The 16658-nt window shown below is 47.0% G+C and carries 13 protein-coding genes; 10 read left to right on the top strand and 3 right to left on the bottom strand.

Annotated elements, in window-relative coordinates:
* Positions 1-12 precede the first annotated feature (12 nt).
* The gene (locus ACHKAR_RS07575) at positions 13-1605 is read left to right on the top strand and encodes a hypothetical protein (protein ID WP_395416854.1); all 1593 of its coding nucleotides are present in this window, start codon (positions 13-15) and stop codon (positions 1603-1605) included.
* Positions 1602-3143 carry a DUF5723 family protein gene (locus ACHKAR_RS07580; RefSeq protein ID WP_395416856.1) on the top strand — a complete coding sequence of 514 codons (1542 nt, stop codon included), beginning with the start codon at positions 1602-1604 and terminating at the stop codon, positions 3141-3143. Before ACHKAR_RS07575 ends, ACHKAR_RS07580 begins: the two co-directional genes overlap by 4 nt.
* Here the strand turns inward: ACHKAR_RS07580 and radA are convergent.
* Positions 3140-4513: a DNA repair protein RadA gene (gene radA / locus ACHKAR_RS07585; RefSeq protein WP_395416857.1), complete on the bottom strand. Its 1374-nt coding sequence runs from the start codon at positions 4511-4513 to the stop codon at positions 3140-3142. The genes ACHKAR_RS07580 and radA overlap by 4 nt on opposite strands.
* 88 nt (positions 4514-4601) lie before the next feature.
* Here radA and ACHKAR_RS07590 point away from each other — a divergent pair, with 88 nt between their 5' ends.
* A complete protein-coding gene (locus ACHKAR_RS07590; RefSeq protein ID WP_395416859.1) occupies positions 4602-5198 on the top strand; it encodes a porin family protein in 597 nt (198 codons plus the stop codon).
* A 6-nt stretch (positions 5199-5204) separates the two neighbouring features.
* Here ACHKAR_RS07590 and pheA read toward each other — a convergent pair whose 3' ends face one another.
* Complete coding sequence (gene pheA / locus ACHKAR_RS07595) at positions 5205-6266, bottom strand: prephenate dehydratase (RefSeq protein WP_395416861.1); 1062 nt, start codon at positions 6264-6266, stop codon at positions 5205-5207.
* Positions 6267-6425: 159 nt separating this feature from the next.
* On the opposite strand from pheA, the gene glyA reads away from it, so the two are divergent.
* Genes glyA through rpiB form a run of 3 tightly spaced genes read left to right on the top strand, consistent with a single transcriptional unit; the run spans position 6426 to position 8975 of the window.
* Positions 6426-7697: a serine hydroxymethyltransferase gene (gene glyA / locus ACHKAR_RS07600; RefSeq protein WP_395416863.1), complete on the top strand. Its 1272-nt coding sequence runs from the start codon at positions 6426-6428 to the stop codon at positions 7695-7697.
* A gap of 5 nt (positions 7698-7702) precedes the next feature.
* Positions 7703-8548: a twin-arginine translocase subunit TatC gene (tatC, locus tag ACHKAR_RS07605; RefSeq protein WP_159585289.1), complete on the top strand. Its 846-nt coding sequence runs from the start codon at positions 7703-7705 to the stop codon at positions 8546-8548.
* Positions 8541-8975 (top strand): ribose 5-phosphate isomerase B, encoded by a 435-nt coding sequence (rpiB, locus tag ACHKAR_RS07610; RefSeq protein WP_395416865.1) that lies wholly within the window; start codon positions 8541-8543, stop codon positions 8973-8975. The genes tatC and rpiB overlap by 8 nt, the downstream gene beginning before the upstream one ends.
* 59 nt (positions 8976-9034) lie before the next feature.
* Here the strand turns inward: rpiB and ACHKAR_RS07615 are convergent, their stop codons facing one another.
* Positions 9035-10411, bottom strand: coding sequence for a hypothetical protein (locus ACHKAR_RS07615; protein WP_395416867.1), 1377 nt, complete (start codon positions 10409-10411; stop codon positions 9035-9037).
* 160 nt (positions 10412-10571) lie between these two features.
* On the opposite strand from ACHKAR_RS07615, the gene rbfA reads away from it, so the two are divergent.
* The 4 genes from rbfA to ACHKAR_RS07635 all read left to right on the top strand — a co-directional run bounded on the left by rbfA (position 10572) and on the right by ACHKAR_RS07635 (position 16627).
* Complete coding sequence (rbfA, locus tag ACHKAR_RS07620; protein WP_395416869.1) at positions 10572-10952, top strand: 30S ribosome-binding factor RbfA; 381 nt, start codon at positions 10572-10574, stop codon at positions 10950-10952.
* A complete protein-coding gene (locus ACHKAR_RS07625; protein ID WP_395416871.1) occupies positions 10949-12175 on the top strand; it encodes an ABC transporter permease in 1227 nt (408 codons plus the stop codon). Before rbfA ends, ACHKAR_RS07625 begins: the two co-directional genes overlap by 4 nt.
* A 138-nt stretch (positions 12176-12313) precedes the next feature.
* Entirely contained in the window at positions 12314-15241 is a 2928-nt protein-coding gene (locus ACHKAR_RS07630) for a DEAD/DEAH box helicase (protein WP_395416873.1), read from the top strand.
* Between the two features lie 192 nt (positions 15242-15433).
* Positions 15434-16627 carry an aspartyl protease family protein gene (locus ACHKAR_RS07635; RefSeq protein WP_395416875.1) on the top strand — a complete coding sequence of 398 codons (1194 nt, stop codon included), beginning with the start codon at positions 15434-15436 and terminating at the stop codon, positions 16625-16627.
* Positions 16628-16658 lie beyond the last annotated feature (31 nt).

Genomic DNA, 16658 nt, shown 5'->3' on the forward strand with positions numbered 1-16658 from the left:
AATTTTAGTAACGTGAAAAAATCACTATCCGCCCTATTGATCCTTTTTTGCCTGAGTTGTAATGTCAATGACCTTGATTTTGACAACCTCAAAGGCCCTACTCTAACCAGCGAGGTAGCCTTGCCGCTTGGTGATATCTCCTATTCCATGCGTGACCTCCTAAACGAAATAGGGGACAAAGCACTCCAGCTGGATGAAGACAGCACTTCCTTGTTGAAGCTCACCTATTTTGATAGTGCTGAGTTCAGTAAAGGAGAGGACGTGATCAACATAGAAGACATTAGCAACCAGGCCAGGATTAGCATCCCGACACTGGGCCCCGCTCCGGAAAGTCTGCAAGCTGTGATTGATACCGTATTGGTCTTTAGTTACCCAGCTGAAAATAATGAAGCTCTTGACTCAGTATTTTATAATGGTGGAAGCCTGGTCCTTTCTTTAAATTCCAATATGGGCAGTGATGTCAATTTCACCTTTGACATTACCAACACCCGGTCAATCTCCGCAAATGAGCCCGTAACATTTGCTGGCAGCATGGGTGGTTTTGGCAACTATGAGGAGTCAAGAGACCTGGATGGTTACAAAACACTGCTCTCCACGGAAGGAGACAGCAACACTTTTCAGGTAAATGCCCAAATCACGGTATTTCTTGGTCCAGGAGAGAGCACTTCCCCTACAGACTATCTGAATATGACCCTCAGCTACCTCGACCAGACCTTTTCTATCCTATATGGTAAGTTTGGGCAAGACACACTGGCTGTAGGCAACGAAATACTCAACATCGCCTTTTTTGAAGACCTGGGGGAATCTGGCTTCAAGTTTGGTGATCCGGAAATTAACTTCCATTTTGAAAGTACTTTTGGGGTCCCGATGGGCATCGTCTTCAGGGGTCTTTATGGTGCAGATAGCTCCGCCAGCGGAATGGATACCACCTACCTGAGTGGAAGTGCCACTGTAACACCACAGGTAGTGGAAGGGGCCGAGTCTCCAGGTCAGTTTGTTCAGTCTACCGTATCCCTCAATAGCCAAAACTCTTCTTTGCGGGATTTGCTGGCGGCCTCTCCCAGGTCCATCGGTTTTAATCTCACGGGAATTGCTAACCCCGATGACCCTACCCAACAGAACTTTGTGATGGATGATAGCTATATCTCCACAGCCATTGAGATCTCGCTTCCTATGGAGTTGTCGCTGAAGGATGTCACACGCGAAATTGATTTTAGTCTTGGCGATGGACTGGACTTTGATGAGGCCGAAAGCCTGACCATGCGAATCATCTCGCTCAATGGGCTTCCATTTTCAGCCAGGCTAGAAGTAGAGATCAGGGATAAGTCGGACTCTACACTCCATACTGTACCACAGGCACTGGTCCTGGAAACTCCTTTTATCGATAAGGCCGGACTGGTGACACAGGCCCGAAGCCACGTGGAAGACATCCACCTCACTGCCGAAGGTGTGGATGCTCTGCGGGTCGGATCGAAAGTTGTGTTAAGGATTATATTGAATACGCCCGCCACTTCCGGTACCAGAGATGTCTACGTGAAAATCCTGGCGGATTATAAAATCGATATTAAAGTGGCAGTAGTCGGAAAACTAAAAACTGAACTATGATGAGGCGATTTTATGTTACTTTCTCCTTGGTAGTAGCCTGTGCCCTTGCCTCCAGCGCTCAGAACAGTCTGTCCTTCTATCACCTTGGCAACACTACCTTTCAGAATAGTTACTACAACCCGGCACTGGTTCCTGAGGGAAAAGTGTTCGTAGGACTTCCGGTACTTTCAGGTATTCATTTGAATTTCAATAATAAATTCAATTACAAGGATGTCATCATACAGGGAGAAGTTCAAAAGGAAATAGACCTCAACCTCTACCTTAAGAGTCTGCAGAAAAACAACATGGTGAGCATGACCACTACCTTTAACCTCTTTCATCTTGGGATCACCACCAGAGGCGGGTCTACCCTGGCACTGTATGCCAATGAGCGAATAGAGATGGATTTTTTATACCCAAAATCTCTCATGGAATTCCTGATTAAAGGCAACGCCGGATCTAAAGGTGAAACCGTCAAAATAGGCAAGACGAGGTTATCCACAACCTATTTCAGGGAATTCGGATTGGGTTATTCCACCAATGTTTCGAGTGACCTCTCAATAGGCGTTCGGGCTAAATATCTTCAGGGTTTTCTCAATGGAAGCACCCCTGGAGGTTTCACAGCCGACCTTACTACAAACAAAGAAGACTACTCCATCAGTCTGGATATGCGCGATGCTACCTTCCGCACCAGTGGAATGGACATCTTTCAGGGGAATACCGGCAATCTGGGTACTCACCTCATCTCCAATAACAATCGCGGCGCAGCCATTGACCTGGGGTTCAACCTGAACATGGGACCTGATTATACCATCTCAGGATCCATTACAGATATTGGATTCATTTCGTGGAAAGAGGACATTAAGAATTATACCCTTGCCGATACCACCATGACTTACTCGGGCATCGACCTTAAAGATCCGGGGGATTTGGTGCAGACCATAGAGGACTCCCTCATCAATAAGTTTAAGAATCGGAATAGTGAAACCGACAACCCTTATACCACCATCATCAGCCCGAAAGCGTATTTGAGCTGGACTTATCATGCGCACAATGGGGGAGATGTGATCGCCACAGGGGGTGCAAGGTATATTCAGGGTCAGATGAAGTTTCTTTTAGGGGCGGGATATAGACATTCTTTCGGGAAATTTTTCGTAGGGACTTTCAATGTCACCAAGCTTCCGCAGCAGTTTTTCAACATGGGGGCGGCTCTGGCGCTGAAAGGCGGACCCGCACAGATGTATCTGGCCGTAGATCAGGTGGTCAACTATGACCTCACAAAATTTCAAGCCATTGATGTGAGGTTTGGTATCAACTTCATCATTGGCCAAAAGGAGCCGGAGAGTTTGATGGAAGCAAATAAACCAAAAGTCAAAAGGACAAAAGCAGGTACGCAGAGCTTCCTTGGCCAAAAAGTGGATGTAAAGGGTCAGGAGGGGATTTACACCATCATCAATAAGCAGGAAAGAAGGAAGAAGCGTGACTATGAGTTTGAGGGTGATCCCATCCCCAAGGAGAAGAATCGTTTTAAACAACGCTCACCCAAAGAGCGGTACTAGCGCGCAAAAAGCACCTCAAAAGCCTCTGAAAGACGGGTAAATGCCTTCACTTCTATATCAAACTTAGAAGTGTCAATCCCTTTTACATTGTATTTTGAGAGATAGATCTGCTTAAACCCTAGTTTGGCAGCCTCTGTAATCCGTGATTCTATTCTATTCACCGCTCTAATCTCTCCTCCGAGACCTACTTCCGCTGCAAAACAGATAGAACTGGGAATGGCAATGTCATCAAATGAAGAAAATACTGCCGCACAAATGGTCAAATCCAGTGCCGGGTCATTCACCTTGATTCCTCCGGCCAGGTTGAGAAAGATGTCCTGCGCGCTGAGTCTTATTCCAAGTCTTTTTTCCAAAACAGCCAGCAGCATATTCAACCTTTTTCCGTCAAAGCCGGTAGTGCTCCGCTGCGGCGTGCCATAGGTCGCCGGGCTCACCAATGCCTGCACCTCTATCAGCAAGGGTCTGTTTCCCTCCAGAGTAGCGCCTATCCCCACCCCACTCAAAAAGCCATCTCTTGGTGAAATCAATACCTCAGAGGGGTTGGTCACCTCACGGAGGCCAGTCTCCCGCATTTCATAAATGCCAATCTCAGAAGTAGAACCGAAGCGGTTTTTGGAAGTGCGCAAAATCCGGTATGAAAGGTGCCTGTCTCCCTCAAACTGCAACACGGTATCCACCATATGCTCCAGCACCTTTGGGCCGGCAATCGCTCCGTCTTTATTCACATGCCCAATCAGAAAAACAGGGACATTGGTCTGTTTGGCGTATTTCATCAATTTACCTGCACACTCCCGCACCTGTGAGATGGAGCCCACCGAAGCTTCGATGGTTTCCGTATGCAAGGTCTGGATAGAGTCAATGATCAGGATCTCCGGCTTCAGCTGCGCTGCATGATTCAAAATATTGGCCAGGGATGTCTCGGCCAAAAGAAAACAGTTTTCGGCCTGTATGCCAATGCGCTCCGCCCGCATTCTGATCTGATCCAGACTTTCCTCCCCTGAGGCATAGAGTACTTTGGTGGTTTTCATCCTGATGGCCATCTGGAGCAACAGGGTAGACTTTCCGATTCCGGGCTCTCCCCCTATCAATACCAGCGATCCGGGAACAATGCCACCACCCAGCGTCCGGTTCAGCTCTCCGGTAGGGGTCTTTATGCGCTGATGCTCGTCATAGACGACATCCTGAATCTTGCGTGGCTGATTGCGAGGGGCACTGGCATCTTCCCACACCTCTTTCTCTGTGGAGCTCCCTTTGGTCACAATCTCCTCTACATAGGTATTCCACTCCCCACAGGCAGGGCATTTGCCCACCCATTTGGCGGAGTTGGCTCCGCAGTTCTGACAATAAAAAGTAGTTTTAGCTTTGGCCAAAGGTTTTGGATGTTATTCACACAAAGGAAATATTTTTATCTTCACCAGCGATAAATAATTTTGATTCATTTACTTCAATCCGCTGCATATGCGCTCCAGACTTGTCGGTTTTATTTTCGTCCTGCTCTTATCATTCCATATGGTCGCCCAGGAATCCTACTTTGGGTGGAAAGTAGGGTATAACAAGACCACTTTGAAAGGTGAAAACTCAGGAAATGTGAGCCTGAGCCCCCGAAACACTTTTAGTAGCGCGTTTGTCCTTTCTACTCAAATGCGATCCCTGCCCCTTGGGTTTTCCATGGAGCCAGGTTATATCCTCAAGGGTACCCAAATAGATCATGACACACTCGATTATAAGTTTCATTACCTGAATATGCCAGTGCTGCTGGATGTATATCCTGTAAAAAGACTAAAACTGAGTCTGGGCGTAGAAATTGCCAGGCTTCTAAGCGCTAAAAACCTCGCCAATGACTCCACCCGACAAAACATCATCTCCACTTATGATAAACGGTGGGAAGTATCGGCCGCAATAGGAGCCAGTCTGTCTGTTTCTTATTTTATGGATTTGGGGATTCGGTACAATACTGCACTTTCGCAAATCTCGAATCAAGATGCCATCATCGATCGAAAGAATCTGTTCAATCAGTACACCCAGCTATTCCTCCTGTTCAAAATCGCTAACTAACCCTCTCTAGCACAGCTGCACGTAGCTCCCCAGCCATGTGATGTTGTTTTTGTAGGGTTGAATGGTATTCTGAACCTTTGGTTCATTAAAGTGTCCTTCAAACTCCACAAAAAATACATACTTGAAGGTAGTACCTTCTTTAGCAGGCCGGCTTTCTACTTTACAAAGATTGATTCCAGCGTTCTGGAAATTCTGTAAGAACCTCACCAAAGATCCGGGCTCATCAGGCAGGTTGGCAATCACCGAGGTTTTATCCTGCCCACTTACCTGATTGACGAAATTCTGACTAATAATCAAAAACCGGGTCTGGTTATCCGCCGAGTCCTGGATATTGCTATAAAGGATAGGTAAGGTATACTGTCTGGCAGCGATAGGCGCACAGATAGCTGCTGCTCCGTCTTCCCCCCCTGCAATCTGACAGGCTCGGCTCGTGGAGCTTACAGGCACCAGTTTCACCGGGTGTTTAAAGTAGTCATTCAGGAAGTTTTTACACTGCCGGAAGGCAATGTCTCTCGAATAGACGGTTTTGATGTTTTCCAGGTTTTCCTCCTTGGAGGCAAAGGCGAAATGAATGGGCAAGACAATCTCAGCAGCTATGCTCAGCTTATGCTGGGCCAGCAGATCGATGGTTTCCTGCACAGTACCTTCCTGATTGTTCTCTATTGGTACCACACCGAACCTGGCTCGTGAAGTTTTTACAGACTCAAATACGGAGGTGATAGAATCCAGTGGAATGTAGTCGCTCATGGCGCCATACCTGCTCTCAGCAGCCTGGTGGGTGAAGCTTCCCTCCGGACCCAAATAGGCAATACGCTCGGGGAGTTCGTAGTTTCTGCTTACCGCAAAAATCTCGAAGAAGATAGCCTCAATGGCTGCTCTGTTCAGTATCCCCTGACTATTGGCCGTGAGGCGATCAATAATCGCCTTTTCCCGCTCTGGCCGATAGATGGCAGACTTATCTGATCGCTTCAGTTTGCCCACCTCCTGCACGATATCCATTCGCTTGTTGAGCAACTTGATCAGCTCATCATCCAATTGGTCTATTTCTTTTCTAAACTCTTCTAGCATCTCACAAAACACAAAGTAAAAAGCTAAAATAACCCAACACTGTCACAAATACGAGTAAAAATGACATTGGTAAAGTGGGGGTCATCGACTAATTTTGGCGCTTCGTTCTAAGGAGGAATTAAAAAAGACTTCCCCACCAGGTAAAACCTAAAGCTAACCATGAAAAGAGACGACAAACTATTTGCCCTAATAGATCAGGAAAAAAGAAGACAAAACGAAGGCATCGAGCTCATCGCCTCTGAGAACTTTACTTCTCTGCAGGTAATGGAGGCTGCCGGTAGTGTGCTCACCAACAAATACGCTGAAGGACTACCTGGGAAACGCTATTATGGAGGCTGCGAAGTAGTGGATGAAGTGGAGACCCTGGCCATAGAGCGAATCAAAGAACTTTTCGGTGCCAACTGGGCCAATGTACAACCTCACTCAGGTGCGCAAGCCAATGCTGCTGTTTTCCTGGCTTGTCTCAACCCTGGCGATAAAATCCTGGGATTTGACCTGTCACATGGCGGCCACTTGTCACATGGCTCACCTGTGAACCTTTCTGGAAAATATTACCAGGCCAACTTCTATGGCGTGGAGCAGGACACCGGCCTGATCGACATGGACAGAGTGGAAGAGAAAGCCAGGCAAATCAAACCCAAGATGATCATCTGTGGTGCCTCGGCCTATTCCAGAGACTGGGATTATGAGCGCTTCCGCGAAATTGCTGATGAAGTAGGTGCCGTATTGCTTGCGGACATTTCTCATCCGGCAGGGCTTATCGCACGTGGATTGCTCAATGACCCACTTGATCATTGCCACATCGTTACTACCACCACCCACAAGACCCTGAGGGGTCCTCGTGGCGGACTCATCATGGTGCGCGAAGACATTGACAATCCATTTGGCCTTACCACAGCCAAGGGAACCATTCGTAAAATGAGTTCTATCCTGGACTCCGGGGTATTTCCCGGTACACAAGGAGGACCTTTGGAGCACATCATCGCTGCCAAAGCCGTGGCTTTCGGTGAAGCCTTATCTGATGAATACATGACCTACATCATGCAGGTGCAGAAAAACGCTAAGGTGATGGCTGATGCCTTTGTGAAGAAAGGCTATGACCTTATCTCGGGAGGCACAGACAACCACCTGATGCTCATAGACCTAAGGTCCAAAGAGCTAACAGGAAAAGATGCCGAAAATGCACTGATCAAGGCGGACATCACTGTGAACAAAAACATGGTGCCTTTTGATGACAAATCACCCTTTATCACCTCTGGCATGCGCGTAGGTACTGCGGCCATTACTACCCGAGGCATGATGGAGAGCGATATGGAAAAAATTGTGGACCTGATAGACAAGGTAATCACCAACCATACGGATGATGAAGCCCTTGCACATGTGAAATCCAGTGTGAACGCCTGGATGAATGACTTCCCGCTTTACGCATAAGATATATGCCTCTGGATCAAGTTGAGGATGAAGAACAAGAAATGACCTTTTTGGATCACCTGGAGGAACTCCGGTGGCATCTGATCAGGTCGCTTATTGCCATAATGGTTTTCGCTATAGCGGCTTTTGCTGCTAAAACTTTGGTTTTCCATACCATTATTTTGGGACCCAGCCGGGTCGACTTCTGGACTTACGAGGCCCTTTGTCGATTATCAGAAATGCTCAAGTCTCCGGCCCTTTGTATCGATGAGCTCCCATTCATCATCCAAAGTCGGCAGATGACGGGTCAGTTTTCGATGCACGTCACTTCTTCCTTTGTGATTGGTATTATTTGCGCATTTCCATATGCCTTCTGGGAGATCTGGCGCTTTGTCAAACCCGGACTTTATCCCAAAGAGCGCAAGGCAGCCAGAGGTGCCACATTTTATGTAAGTCTCCTCTTTTTGATGGGCGTGTTCTTTGGCTATTTCATTGTCACTCCCATTTCGATCAACTTTTTGTCCAACTATCGGCTGGACCCAAGCATCATGAATGAGTTTGACATCATATCCTATGTGTCTACGGTCATCACGCTCATCCTGGCCTGCGGTATATTGTTCCAGCTTCCCATAGTGGTGTTCTTTCTGACCAAAGCCGGTCTGGTCACGCCGGAACTTTTAAAGACCTACAGGCGTCATGCCATTATAGTTATTTTGATTTTGGGGGCCATGCTCACCCCTCCTGATCCTTTCAGTCAGATATTGATCGCAATTCCCCTATTGGGATTGTATGAAGTAAGTATCTTTATCTCCAGAAGGGTGACCAGAAGAGAGCTCCTCGAAACCACGGAAATTCAGAAACGCGATGAGTAAGAAAATAGCCATAGGCGGAGATCATGCCGGATATTATCACAAAGAGAAATTAGTAAAATGGCTCCAATCAGAAGGATATGAAGTAACCGATTTCGGGCCCTTCAATGCTGACTCGGCGGATTATCCTGATTTTGTGCACCCCGCCTGTGAGGCCATTGAAAAAGGCGATTGCGACTTTGGAGTACTGATCTGTGGTTCGGGTCAGGGAGTGACCATCACTGCCAACAAACACCAGAAAATAAGAGCGGCGCTGTGTTGGGATACAGACCTGGCTGCCGTGACCCGACAGCATAATAACTCCAACGTAGTCTGCATCGCTGCACGGTGGACTGCCTATGAACTGGCAGAGTCCATTGTAAAAACTTTCCTCACCACCGAGTTTGAAGGAGGTAGACACCAAAGGCGAGTGGATAAAATCAGCTGCTGAGAAATCGAATCACTTTAAAACTACCTCGGAACAGGCAAGCCGTCTCTTATCCAACAGCTTCAATCCACCCGAAGATAAACGCCGGGTGAAGTCTCCTGATAATGGGCACTGAATACCGGGAATCTTTCAAATATCTGCGCCATGTCTCCCCATTGATCGATGATGGCATCCGGAGCAGATTGCTCCAGGGTTTCAAACAGACCGGAAGCTTCATCATAATAGTGGAGATCTTCCATCTTCTTTCTGCTGACCTCTGCATCCAAAAAAGGACCTGCCAGTACATACTCCTGATAATCGGCCACATCCAGGCCAAGGCCCATCAGCCGGTTTCCGGGCACTTTCACTTCCGAAGGTTTTACCAGTAGCCCGCTCGGTGGATTATTTCTGAGCCACACATTGGGGTATACAAGCAACCCTATCACCATCAGATAAGGCATCAGCACTTTCCAGACTTTGCGCCTTAGTCCTAAAAAATAATGAACCAGAAAGAAAGTAGTCGTCGGCACAAAAAAGATCAAATCAGCACTCATCAAATCCCTTGAAAAAAGGACCACCAGAAACGCCGCCAGCATGAATGAAACCATCACCTGCTGCATTTTCTGCTGATAATTGGTCACTCTGAGCGAAAACAGTACGGTCAGAGAAAGTAAGGTGACACCCAGGAGAAATCCGCCAATACCCAGGAGTTCCATAAAGCTCACATAAAAAATTCTGGCCTTACTTACACCCTCCACGAAAAAGTCACCCAGGAAATCTCTGCCCGCCCCAAACCAGAAAAAATAGGCCCAGATGACCACAAACACTACCCCGGCTCCATAGACCAGTAGGAGCAATCTGCGGGGCACCGCAGAAGAAAACAAGATGAAACTGAGCAAAAAGATCACAAAGAATACCGCAGCTGGCAGATAGAAGCATGTGGCCACTCCCAGGTAAATCCCCGAAAGCAGAAAAAGCTCATCAGTCACCACATTATCGATACGCCGAAAAATATGATTGAGTGACAGCAAGATAAAAGTGATGGCCATGAGCTGTGGAGATAGTGCAAAAAAGTCCATGACCGAAGACATTAGCACGATGTACAAAAAAGCCGGGACGTAGCTATTCTCATCATAGGCTTTATTCTTAAGCAAGATTCGATTGAAAATACCAGCCTGCACCGTCACCAGAAAAGTGCTGACGACCAGGTGAACCCATCTGCTCCGACCAAAGACAAAGTCTAACCACTTGTAGATGAATGCCGCCAGCGGCCCGGTGTGGTCATAAAGGTCCTTATACATGGTGAACCCATCGCTCAGGCGCTCGCCCACCAGCAGCCACTTCAACTCAGGGAGTGAGAGCGGCAGCCCTGCGATGATCCATGTCACTCTGATCGCTACCAGGATCAGGAAAACAAAAATCATCCTGTACGGATCGTTGATTCTAAAAAATTGAAGCAATTTGAAATGAAGTCTGGCTGTTTTGCGTTTCGAAATTAACAAATAAATTGGTGGAGGAGAGTGCTTTCTATGGCTTCCTGCTAAATAATAGAGGCACTCATACCTGACAAAACGTTGACAGGCATGTACACCTTCCTGTATATTATGGATATTTGCACCAATGACACAGAACAAAAGACAACATAAGTACGGCAGGCAAATCCAAAAAGACCTTAGCGAGATCTTTCAGCGCGACACCCGGCATTATTTTGGGCATAGCCTGGTGACAGTCACCGCGGTAGAGATGTCACCGGATCTGGGCTTCGCCAAAATCTTTCTGAGCGTATTTCCCATCCAAAATACAGAAGACGTTTTCTTTAACCTCAACGAAAAGAAAAGCGAGATCCGAAAGCACCTGGGCAACAGAATAGGAAAGCAGGTTCGGGTGATCCCTGAGCTGGCGTTTTTCCACGACGATACCGAAGAGCGAGCCTCTCGCATGGATCAGCTCATCGATGGTTTGAACATTCCCCCCGCAGACGAAACCGAAGAAGAGGAGTGAATCTTGCCTATTTCATTGCCAAAAGATATTTTCTCTCTAAAAAGAAGAAAAGCTTCATCAATGTGATCTCCATCATTTCTATGTTGGTGGTGGCCATTGGTACCATGGCATTGATCATCGTACTTTCAGTTTTCAATGGTCTGGAGGGACTGCTGCGAAACCTCTATGGCACGGTAGATCCCAACCTGGTGGTGTCAGCCAATGTGGGGAAATCCTTTGTCTATGGGCCCGACATCAGTAATAAAGTAAACTCCCTCGAAGAAATTGTGAGCATCACCGAGGTACTGGAGGACAATGTGCTCATCAAATACAACAATGCTCAGCGCGTGGCCAGGGTGAAGGGTGTGAGTGAAAGCTTTATAGAGCAGGGTCGCCTGGAAGACTACCTCGTGTTCGGGGATCTCAAGCTTACCTCCAACGACATCTCCTACGCCATTGTAGGCAGAGGCGTACAATATGACCTGTCCATCAACCCCAAAAACGACTTTTATACCATACAGATGTACTTCCCTGACGAAGTGCGCCCGGGTATGCTCAATCCTGAGAAAATGTATCGTCTGAAGAACATCCTGCCCGGTGGGGTCTTCGCGGTGGAAAAATCCTATGATGAAAACCTGGTCTATGTACCGATTCGATTTGCCGAAGATCTCTTCAACAAAAAAGGAAAGCGGAATCTCCTGGAGCTTCAGCTTGCTCCTTCAGCCGACCCAAATGAGGTGAAGAAAAGACTGCAGGATTTACTCGGGTCTTCCTTTTTGGTACAATCCAACGACGAGATTCACGGCGATCTCTACAGGGTGTTGTCTTATGAAAAATTCTTCGTGTTTCTCACCTTTTCCATCATCATCGCCATAGCCTCCATCAACATCTTCTTCTCGCTCAATATGCTGGTGCTTGACAAGAAAAAAGACGTGGCCATACTGTCTGCCCAAGGTGCCACCCGTGGCCTCATCACCAAAATATTCTTACTGGAAGGCTGTATAGTTGCCTTCACGGGTGCTTTTACCGGCCTCCTTCTGGGCCTCCTGGTTAGTTTCGTACAGCAGGAGTTTGGTCTGGTTACCATGGGCATGCAGACCGCCATCATCGATGCATACCCTGTGAAAGTGGAATGGCTCGATGTTCTCCTCACCGTTTTGTCCATCATTGTCATCACCATCGTCACCTCCATACAGCCGGCACTCAGCGCCTCCAAAAGCGTTGCGATGACTGATCTACAGTGATTTTTAATTTCATCCTCCTCTTCCAAGAGAGAGTGTTCTAATTACCGTCAGTAAAAACTTAAGAATCTCTTCTTTGCGCGCGTAGTGATTTTTAATTCCTTTTTTATTAGTTTCGAAATTTGCCCAGTTGCAAACGATATGAAAGTAGCCCCTGATCAGCCTTTTCAAATTGTCTATTCACTCTTCGAGCATGAGTACCTCGGTTTCTTGTTTGAGTCATTCGTCGTGCAGATCAACGACAAAGGAAACCTGACTTATTCACATCAAAACATCTCTGCCCAAAACGCCGAAGAATTTGATGAGGGACTGGATGCAGCCGACTATGAGCTGATCAAGACCATGGATCAGATGCAGCAAAAGGCTGTATTCAATCATTTCCAGAAAAAGAAGATGAAGCTCGATGAGTTTTTTCTGAAGGTTTACGATAAAAAAGCGGGTGATAAAATCCTTCAGGATGAGATAGACCGATACCTGGAAATTCGCCGATCCAAGGTGCTTTCACTTATTCATGGCAAGCAACTATTTGAAATGGGCAAGGACGGAGAGCCTACCTGGAAAAAGATTACCATTTCGGATGAGAAGGCTACAGTCCTTTTTCATTTCAGGAGAAACGAAGAAAACACTCATTATTTTCCCACCATCAAGCTCAAGGAAGAGAAGGTTCATTTCTTTCAAAACGAAAGCTATCTCCTGTGTAAAGAACCCGCCTGGATGGTGGTGAATGATACCCTCTTCACCTTCGAACAGGAGGTGAATGGTAACAAGTTGAAGCCCTTTTTCAACAAAAAATTTATTCTCATCCCTAAAAATGTAGAGGAGACCTATTATCGAAAGTTTGTGGCCCCCCTCATTGCATCATTCGACGTGTATGCCCAGGGTTTTGAAATCAAGTCCGAAAAACTGCTGCCCACCCCGGTGCTGTCATTTTCCGAACTGGCTTCTGCCTCACAAAGCACAGGCACTTTGTTTGATACTCCCAAGGCCAACACCAGTGCGGATGTTTCCAAAATCCTATTCGAACTGAGCTTTCGCTATGGCACGTATTCCTACAAAGCCGACAAGCTCAAAAAAGTGAGTGTCTCTGTAGAAAAGCAGGAAGATGATTACATTTTTCACAGGGTGCGAAGGGACTCCACACAAGAGAAGAGCTTCATCGATACGCTGACCAACTCCGGCCTGCCTCTCAAGAGCTCCAGATCCACGCTAAGCAAAACCAATGCCATGTCGTGGCTCAATGACAACCTGGCCACCCTCCGTGAGCAGGGTTTCATCATAGACCAGCGAGACGCTTCGGTAAAAAAGTATTTTGTAGGCTCCACCGATTTTAACCTCGAAATCACTGAAAACATTGATTGGTTCGATATCAAAGCGGTCATCCATTTTGGAGAATTTGAAATCCCCTTTACCACCATTCGACAGTACGTACTCAACAAGCAAAGCGAGTTCAAACTGCCCAATGGTGAATACGCCATCATCCCAGACAACTGGGTAACAGAGTACAGTGATCTGTTTGCATTCTCCAGCAACGGAGCGGATAATATCACGCTGAACAAAATCCACGTATCCCTGGTCAAGGACCTCAAAGACGGCAATCACGCCAAAGTGGCCATGACCAGAAAGCTAGAAAAGCTGCTGGATTTCGATGAAATAGAAGACACGCCAGTTCCCGCCAAGTTTAAAGGAACCCTTCGTCCCTACCAGCAGGCAGGCTACAACTGGCTGTCCTTCCTGAATCAGTATGGTTTTGGTGGCTGTCTGGCAGATGATATGGGTCTGGGAAAAACCGTACAGACTTTGGCCCTTCTGCAGGGTGAAAAGGAAAAAGACACCGGCTCCACCAGCCTGCTGGTGATGCCCACTTCCCTCATTTACAACTGGGAGATGGAAGCCGGAAAGTTCGCTCCCGGCCTGAAAATACTCAACTACACCGGCACCAACCGAAACAAGAATCATGAGCGTTTTGCTCGCTACGACCTGGTGATCACCAGCTATGGAATTACCCGGATAGATACTGACCTGCTCAAGCAGTTCTATTTTAACTACATCATCCTGGATGAGTCTCAGGCCATCAAAAACCCGGACTCCATCATATCAAAGTCCGTGCGGGAGTTGAAGTCACGCAGAAAACTCATTCTATCCGGCACGCCGATAGAAAACAGCACGCTGGACCTTTGGTCGCAGATGTCTTTTGTGAATCCGGGGCTACTTGGTACCGAGAAGTTCTTCAAAACGGAGTATCAGATTCCTATAGAAAAACGCAAGGATGAGGCCAAAATGCGTCGCCTCAATGCACTGATCAAGCCATTTATTCTGAGAAGAGAAAAAACTCAAGTGGCCAAAGACCTGCCCGAAAAAGTGGAAAACGTCCACTACTGTGATCTTTCTGCGCAGCAGCGAGAATATTATGATCGGGAGAAAAATGCTTACCGAAACAAAATACTGGACCTCATTGCACAAGATGGCCTTCAAAAATCTCAAATGATCCTCCTGCAAGGTCTTACCCGATTGCGACAAATTGCCAACCATCCGAGCATGGTCGATGAGACCTATGAAGGCGACTCTGGTAAGTTTGAAGACATCACCCACATGGTGTCCAACGCACTGGGCAAGGATCACAAAATTTTGATTTTCAGCCAATTTGTAAAGCACCTGAAAATCGTGGAGCAGTATCTCCAGGCAGAAAACATCCCCTATGCATATCTAGATGGATCTGTGAAGGACAGAAAGGCAGAGGTGGAGAAATTCCAAAACAATGAAAACATCCGCATATTTCTCATTTCCCTGAAAGCCGGAGGACTTGGCCTCAACCTCACGGAAGCGGACTATGTATTCCTGCTGGATCCCTGGTGGAACCCCGCCATAGAGGCCCAGGCCGTGGATAGGGCCCACAGGATTGGTCAGACCAATAAAGTCTTCACCTATAAGTTTATCGCCAGAGACACTGTAGAAGAAAAGATCCTCAAACTACAACAGTCCAAACTGAAGCTTGCGCAAAACCTCATCACCATAGAGGAGAGCTTTGTGAAGAGCCTCAGCAAGGAGGACATCACCAATCTTTTTGACTAAGCACCAGACAACAAGCGGAAAATCACACCTTTTTGATTCGTGGTTTTTTAAGTAATTTACTATCAGACCCATTTGATCCGCCAATCACTAGGGATTTGTGGTTATTTGTTGTTTGAAGATTATATGCTCCTAACCTGGCTACGTTTCATCCCATTCTCTAAGCGTTTGTTGTTGGTGCTCATCCTCGGGTGCATGATGGGCACACGTGCCTCCTCTCAAGAGCGCATTGGGTTTTTCATGCCAGATGGAGTCAATATGGTGGAGATCAAGTTTGAGCAGTACAGCAACCTGATCGTCATCCCCATCACCATCAATAATTTCCTTACCCTCAAATTTATTCTGGACACGGGAGCAGAATCCGCGATACTTACCGAAAAGGTTTTTGGAGACATTCTGGGTCTCACTTACGTGCGCGACATTCAGATACAAGGGCCCGGTTTGATCGACTCCCTTCAGGCATTTGTAGCCACGGGTATCCGCATGTCTATGCCCGGCGGCATACAAGGCAAAGGGCTGAATATGTTGGTGCTCAAAGAAGACTATCTGGAGCTGAACAAAAACCTTGGAGAGGAAATCTATGGGATCATTGGTTACGAAGTGTTCAATCGGTTTGTGATCAACATAGACTATGATGAAAGGATCCTGCGGATCTACCGCCCGGAGTCCTTCAAGCCCAGAAAGTGGGACACGGCCATCCCGATGACCGTTTACAATACCAAGCCTTTTATCAATATGCAAATTACCCAGGATGGTAAAAAAGATACAGTGAAGCTCATGGTCGATTCTGGTGCCAGCCATGCCTTACTATTAGATGTGGACAATACAGATGATCTCAAGCGACCAGAAAAAGTGATCCTCACCAGACTGGGACACGGCCTGGGAGGTGAAATTCCAGGGCACCTCGGGCGCATGAACACTTGTCTCATTGGGGACTTTTCCTTTGAGGATGTACTGGTATCCATCCCCATCAGCGGAGCCTACATCAAAGCCATCAAACGGGGATCCAGGCATGGGACCCTAGGGGGTGACCTGCTTTCAAGATTTGATGTTACTTTCGATTATCCAAACGAAACCCTCTACCTGCGCAAAGGGCGAACTTTTAATGACGCTTTTGAGGCCAATATGAGTGGGATGATTATTGCGGCAGAAGGTAAAAAACTTGACAGCCTGGTAGTGTCAGACGTGAATGAGGATACACCGGCTACGGAAGTCGACATTAGGCGGGGAGATGTCATTCTCAAAATCAACGGACTCAACCTCCAAAATTCTTCTGTCTCCGAAATCAACGCGATGCTCAGAAAAAAGGATGGATTGAAAATACGACTTGTGATTTGGCGTGATGGACGAAAAATGAAAAAAACATTTCGCCTGAAACGAATGATATGAGTATGGTTGTTAACTTTTACTCATAGCAGCA

This window comes from Marinoscillum luteum (genome assembly GCF_044005705.1).
Lineage (GTDB): Bacteria > Bacteroidota > Bacteroidia > Cytophagales > Cyclobacteriaceae > Marinoscillum > Marinoscillum luteum.

Bases quoted from the DNA above. Each gene is read 5' to 3' on its own strand.
- ACHKAR_RS07580 (WP_395416856.1), top strand. From the start codon at position 1,602: ATGATGAGGCGATTTTATGTTACTTTCTCCTTGGTAGTAGCCTGTGCC.
- ACHKAR_RS07590 (WP_395416859.1), top strand. From the start codon at position 4,602: ATGCGCTCCAGACTTGTCGGTTTTATTTTCGTCCTGCTCTTATCATTC.
- pheA (WP_395416861.1), bottom strand. From the start codon at position 6,266: ATGCTAGAAGAGTTTAGAAAAGAAATAGACCAATTGGATGATGAGCTG.
- glyA (WP_395416863.1), top strand. From the start codon at position 6,426: ATGAAAAGAGACGACAAACTATTTGCCCTAATAGATCAGGAAAAAAGA.
- tatC (WP_159585289.1), top strand. From the start codon at position 7,703: ATGCCTCTGGATCAAGTTGAGGATGAAGAACAAGAAATGACCTTTTTG.
- rpiB (WP_395416865.1), top strand. From the start codon at position 8,541: ATGAGTAAGAAAATAGCCATAGGCGGAGATCATGCCGGATATTATCAC.
- rbfA (WP_395416869.1), top strand. From the start codon at position 10,572: ATGACACAGAACAAAAGACAACATAAGTACGGCAGGCAAATCCAAAAA.
- ACHKAR_RS07630 (WP_395416873.1), top strand. From the start codon at position 12,314: ATGAAAGTAGCCCCTGATCAGCCTTTTCAAATTGTCTATTCACTCTTC.
- ACHKAR_RS07635 (WP_395416875.1), top strand. From the start codon at position 15,434: ATGATGGGCACACGTGCCTCCTCTCAAGAGCGCATTGGGTTTTTCATG.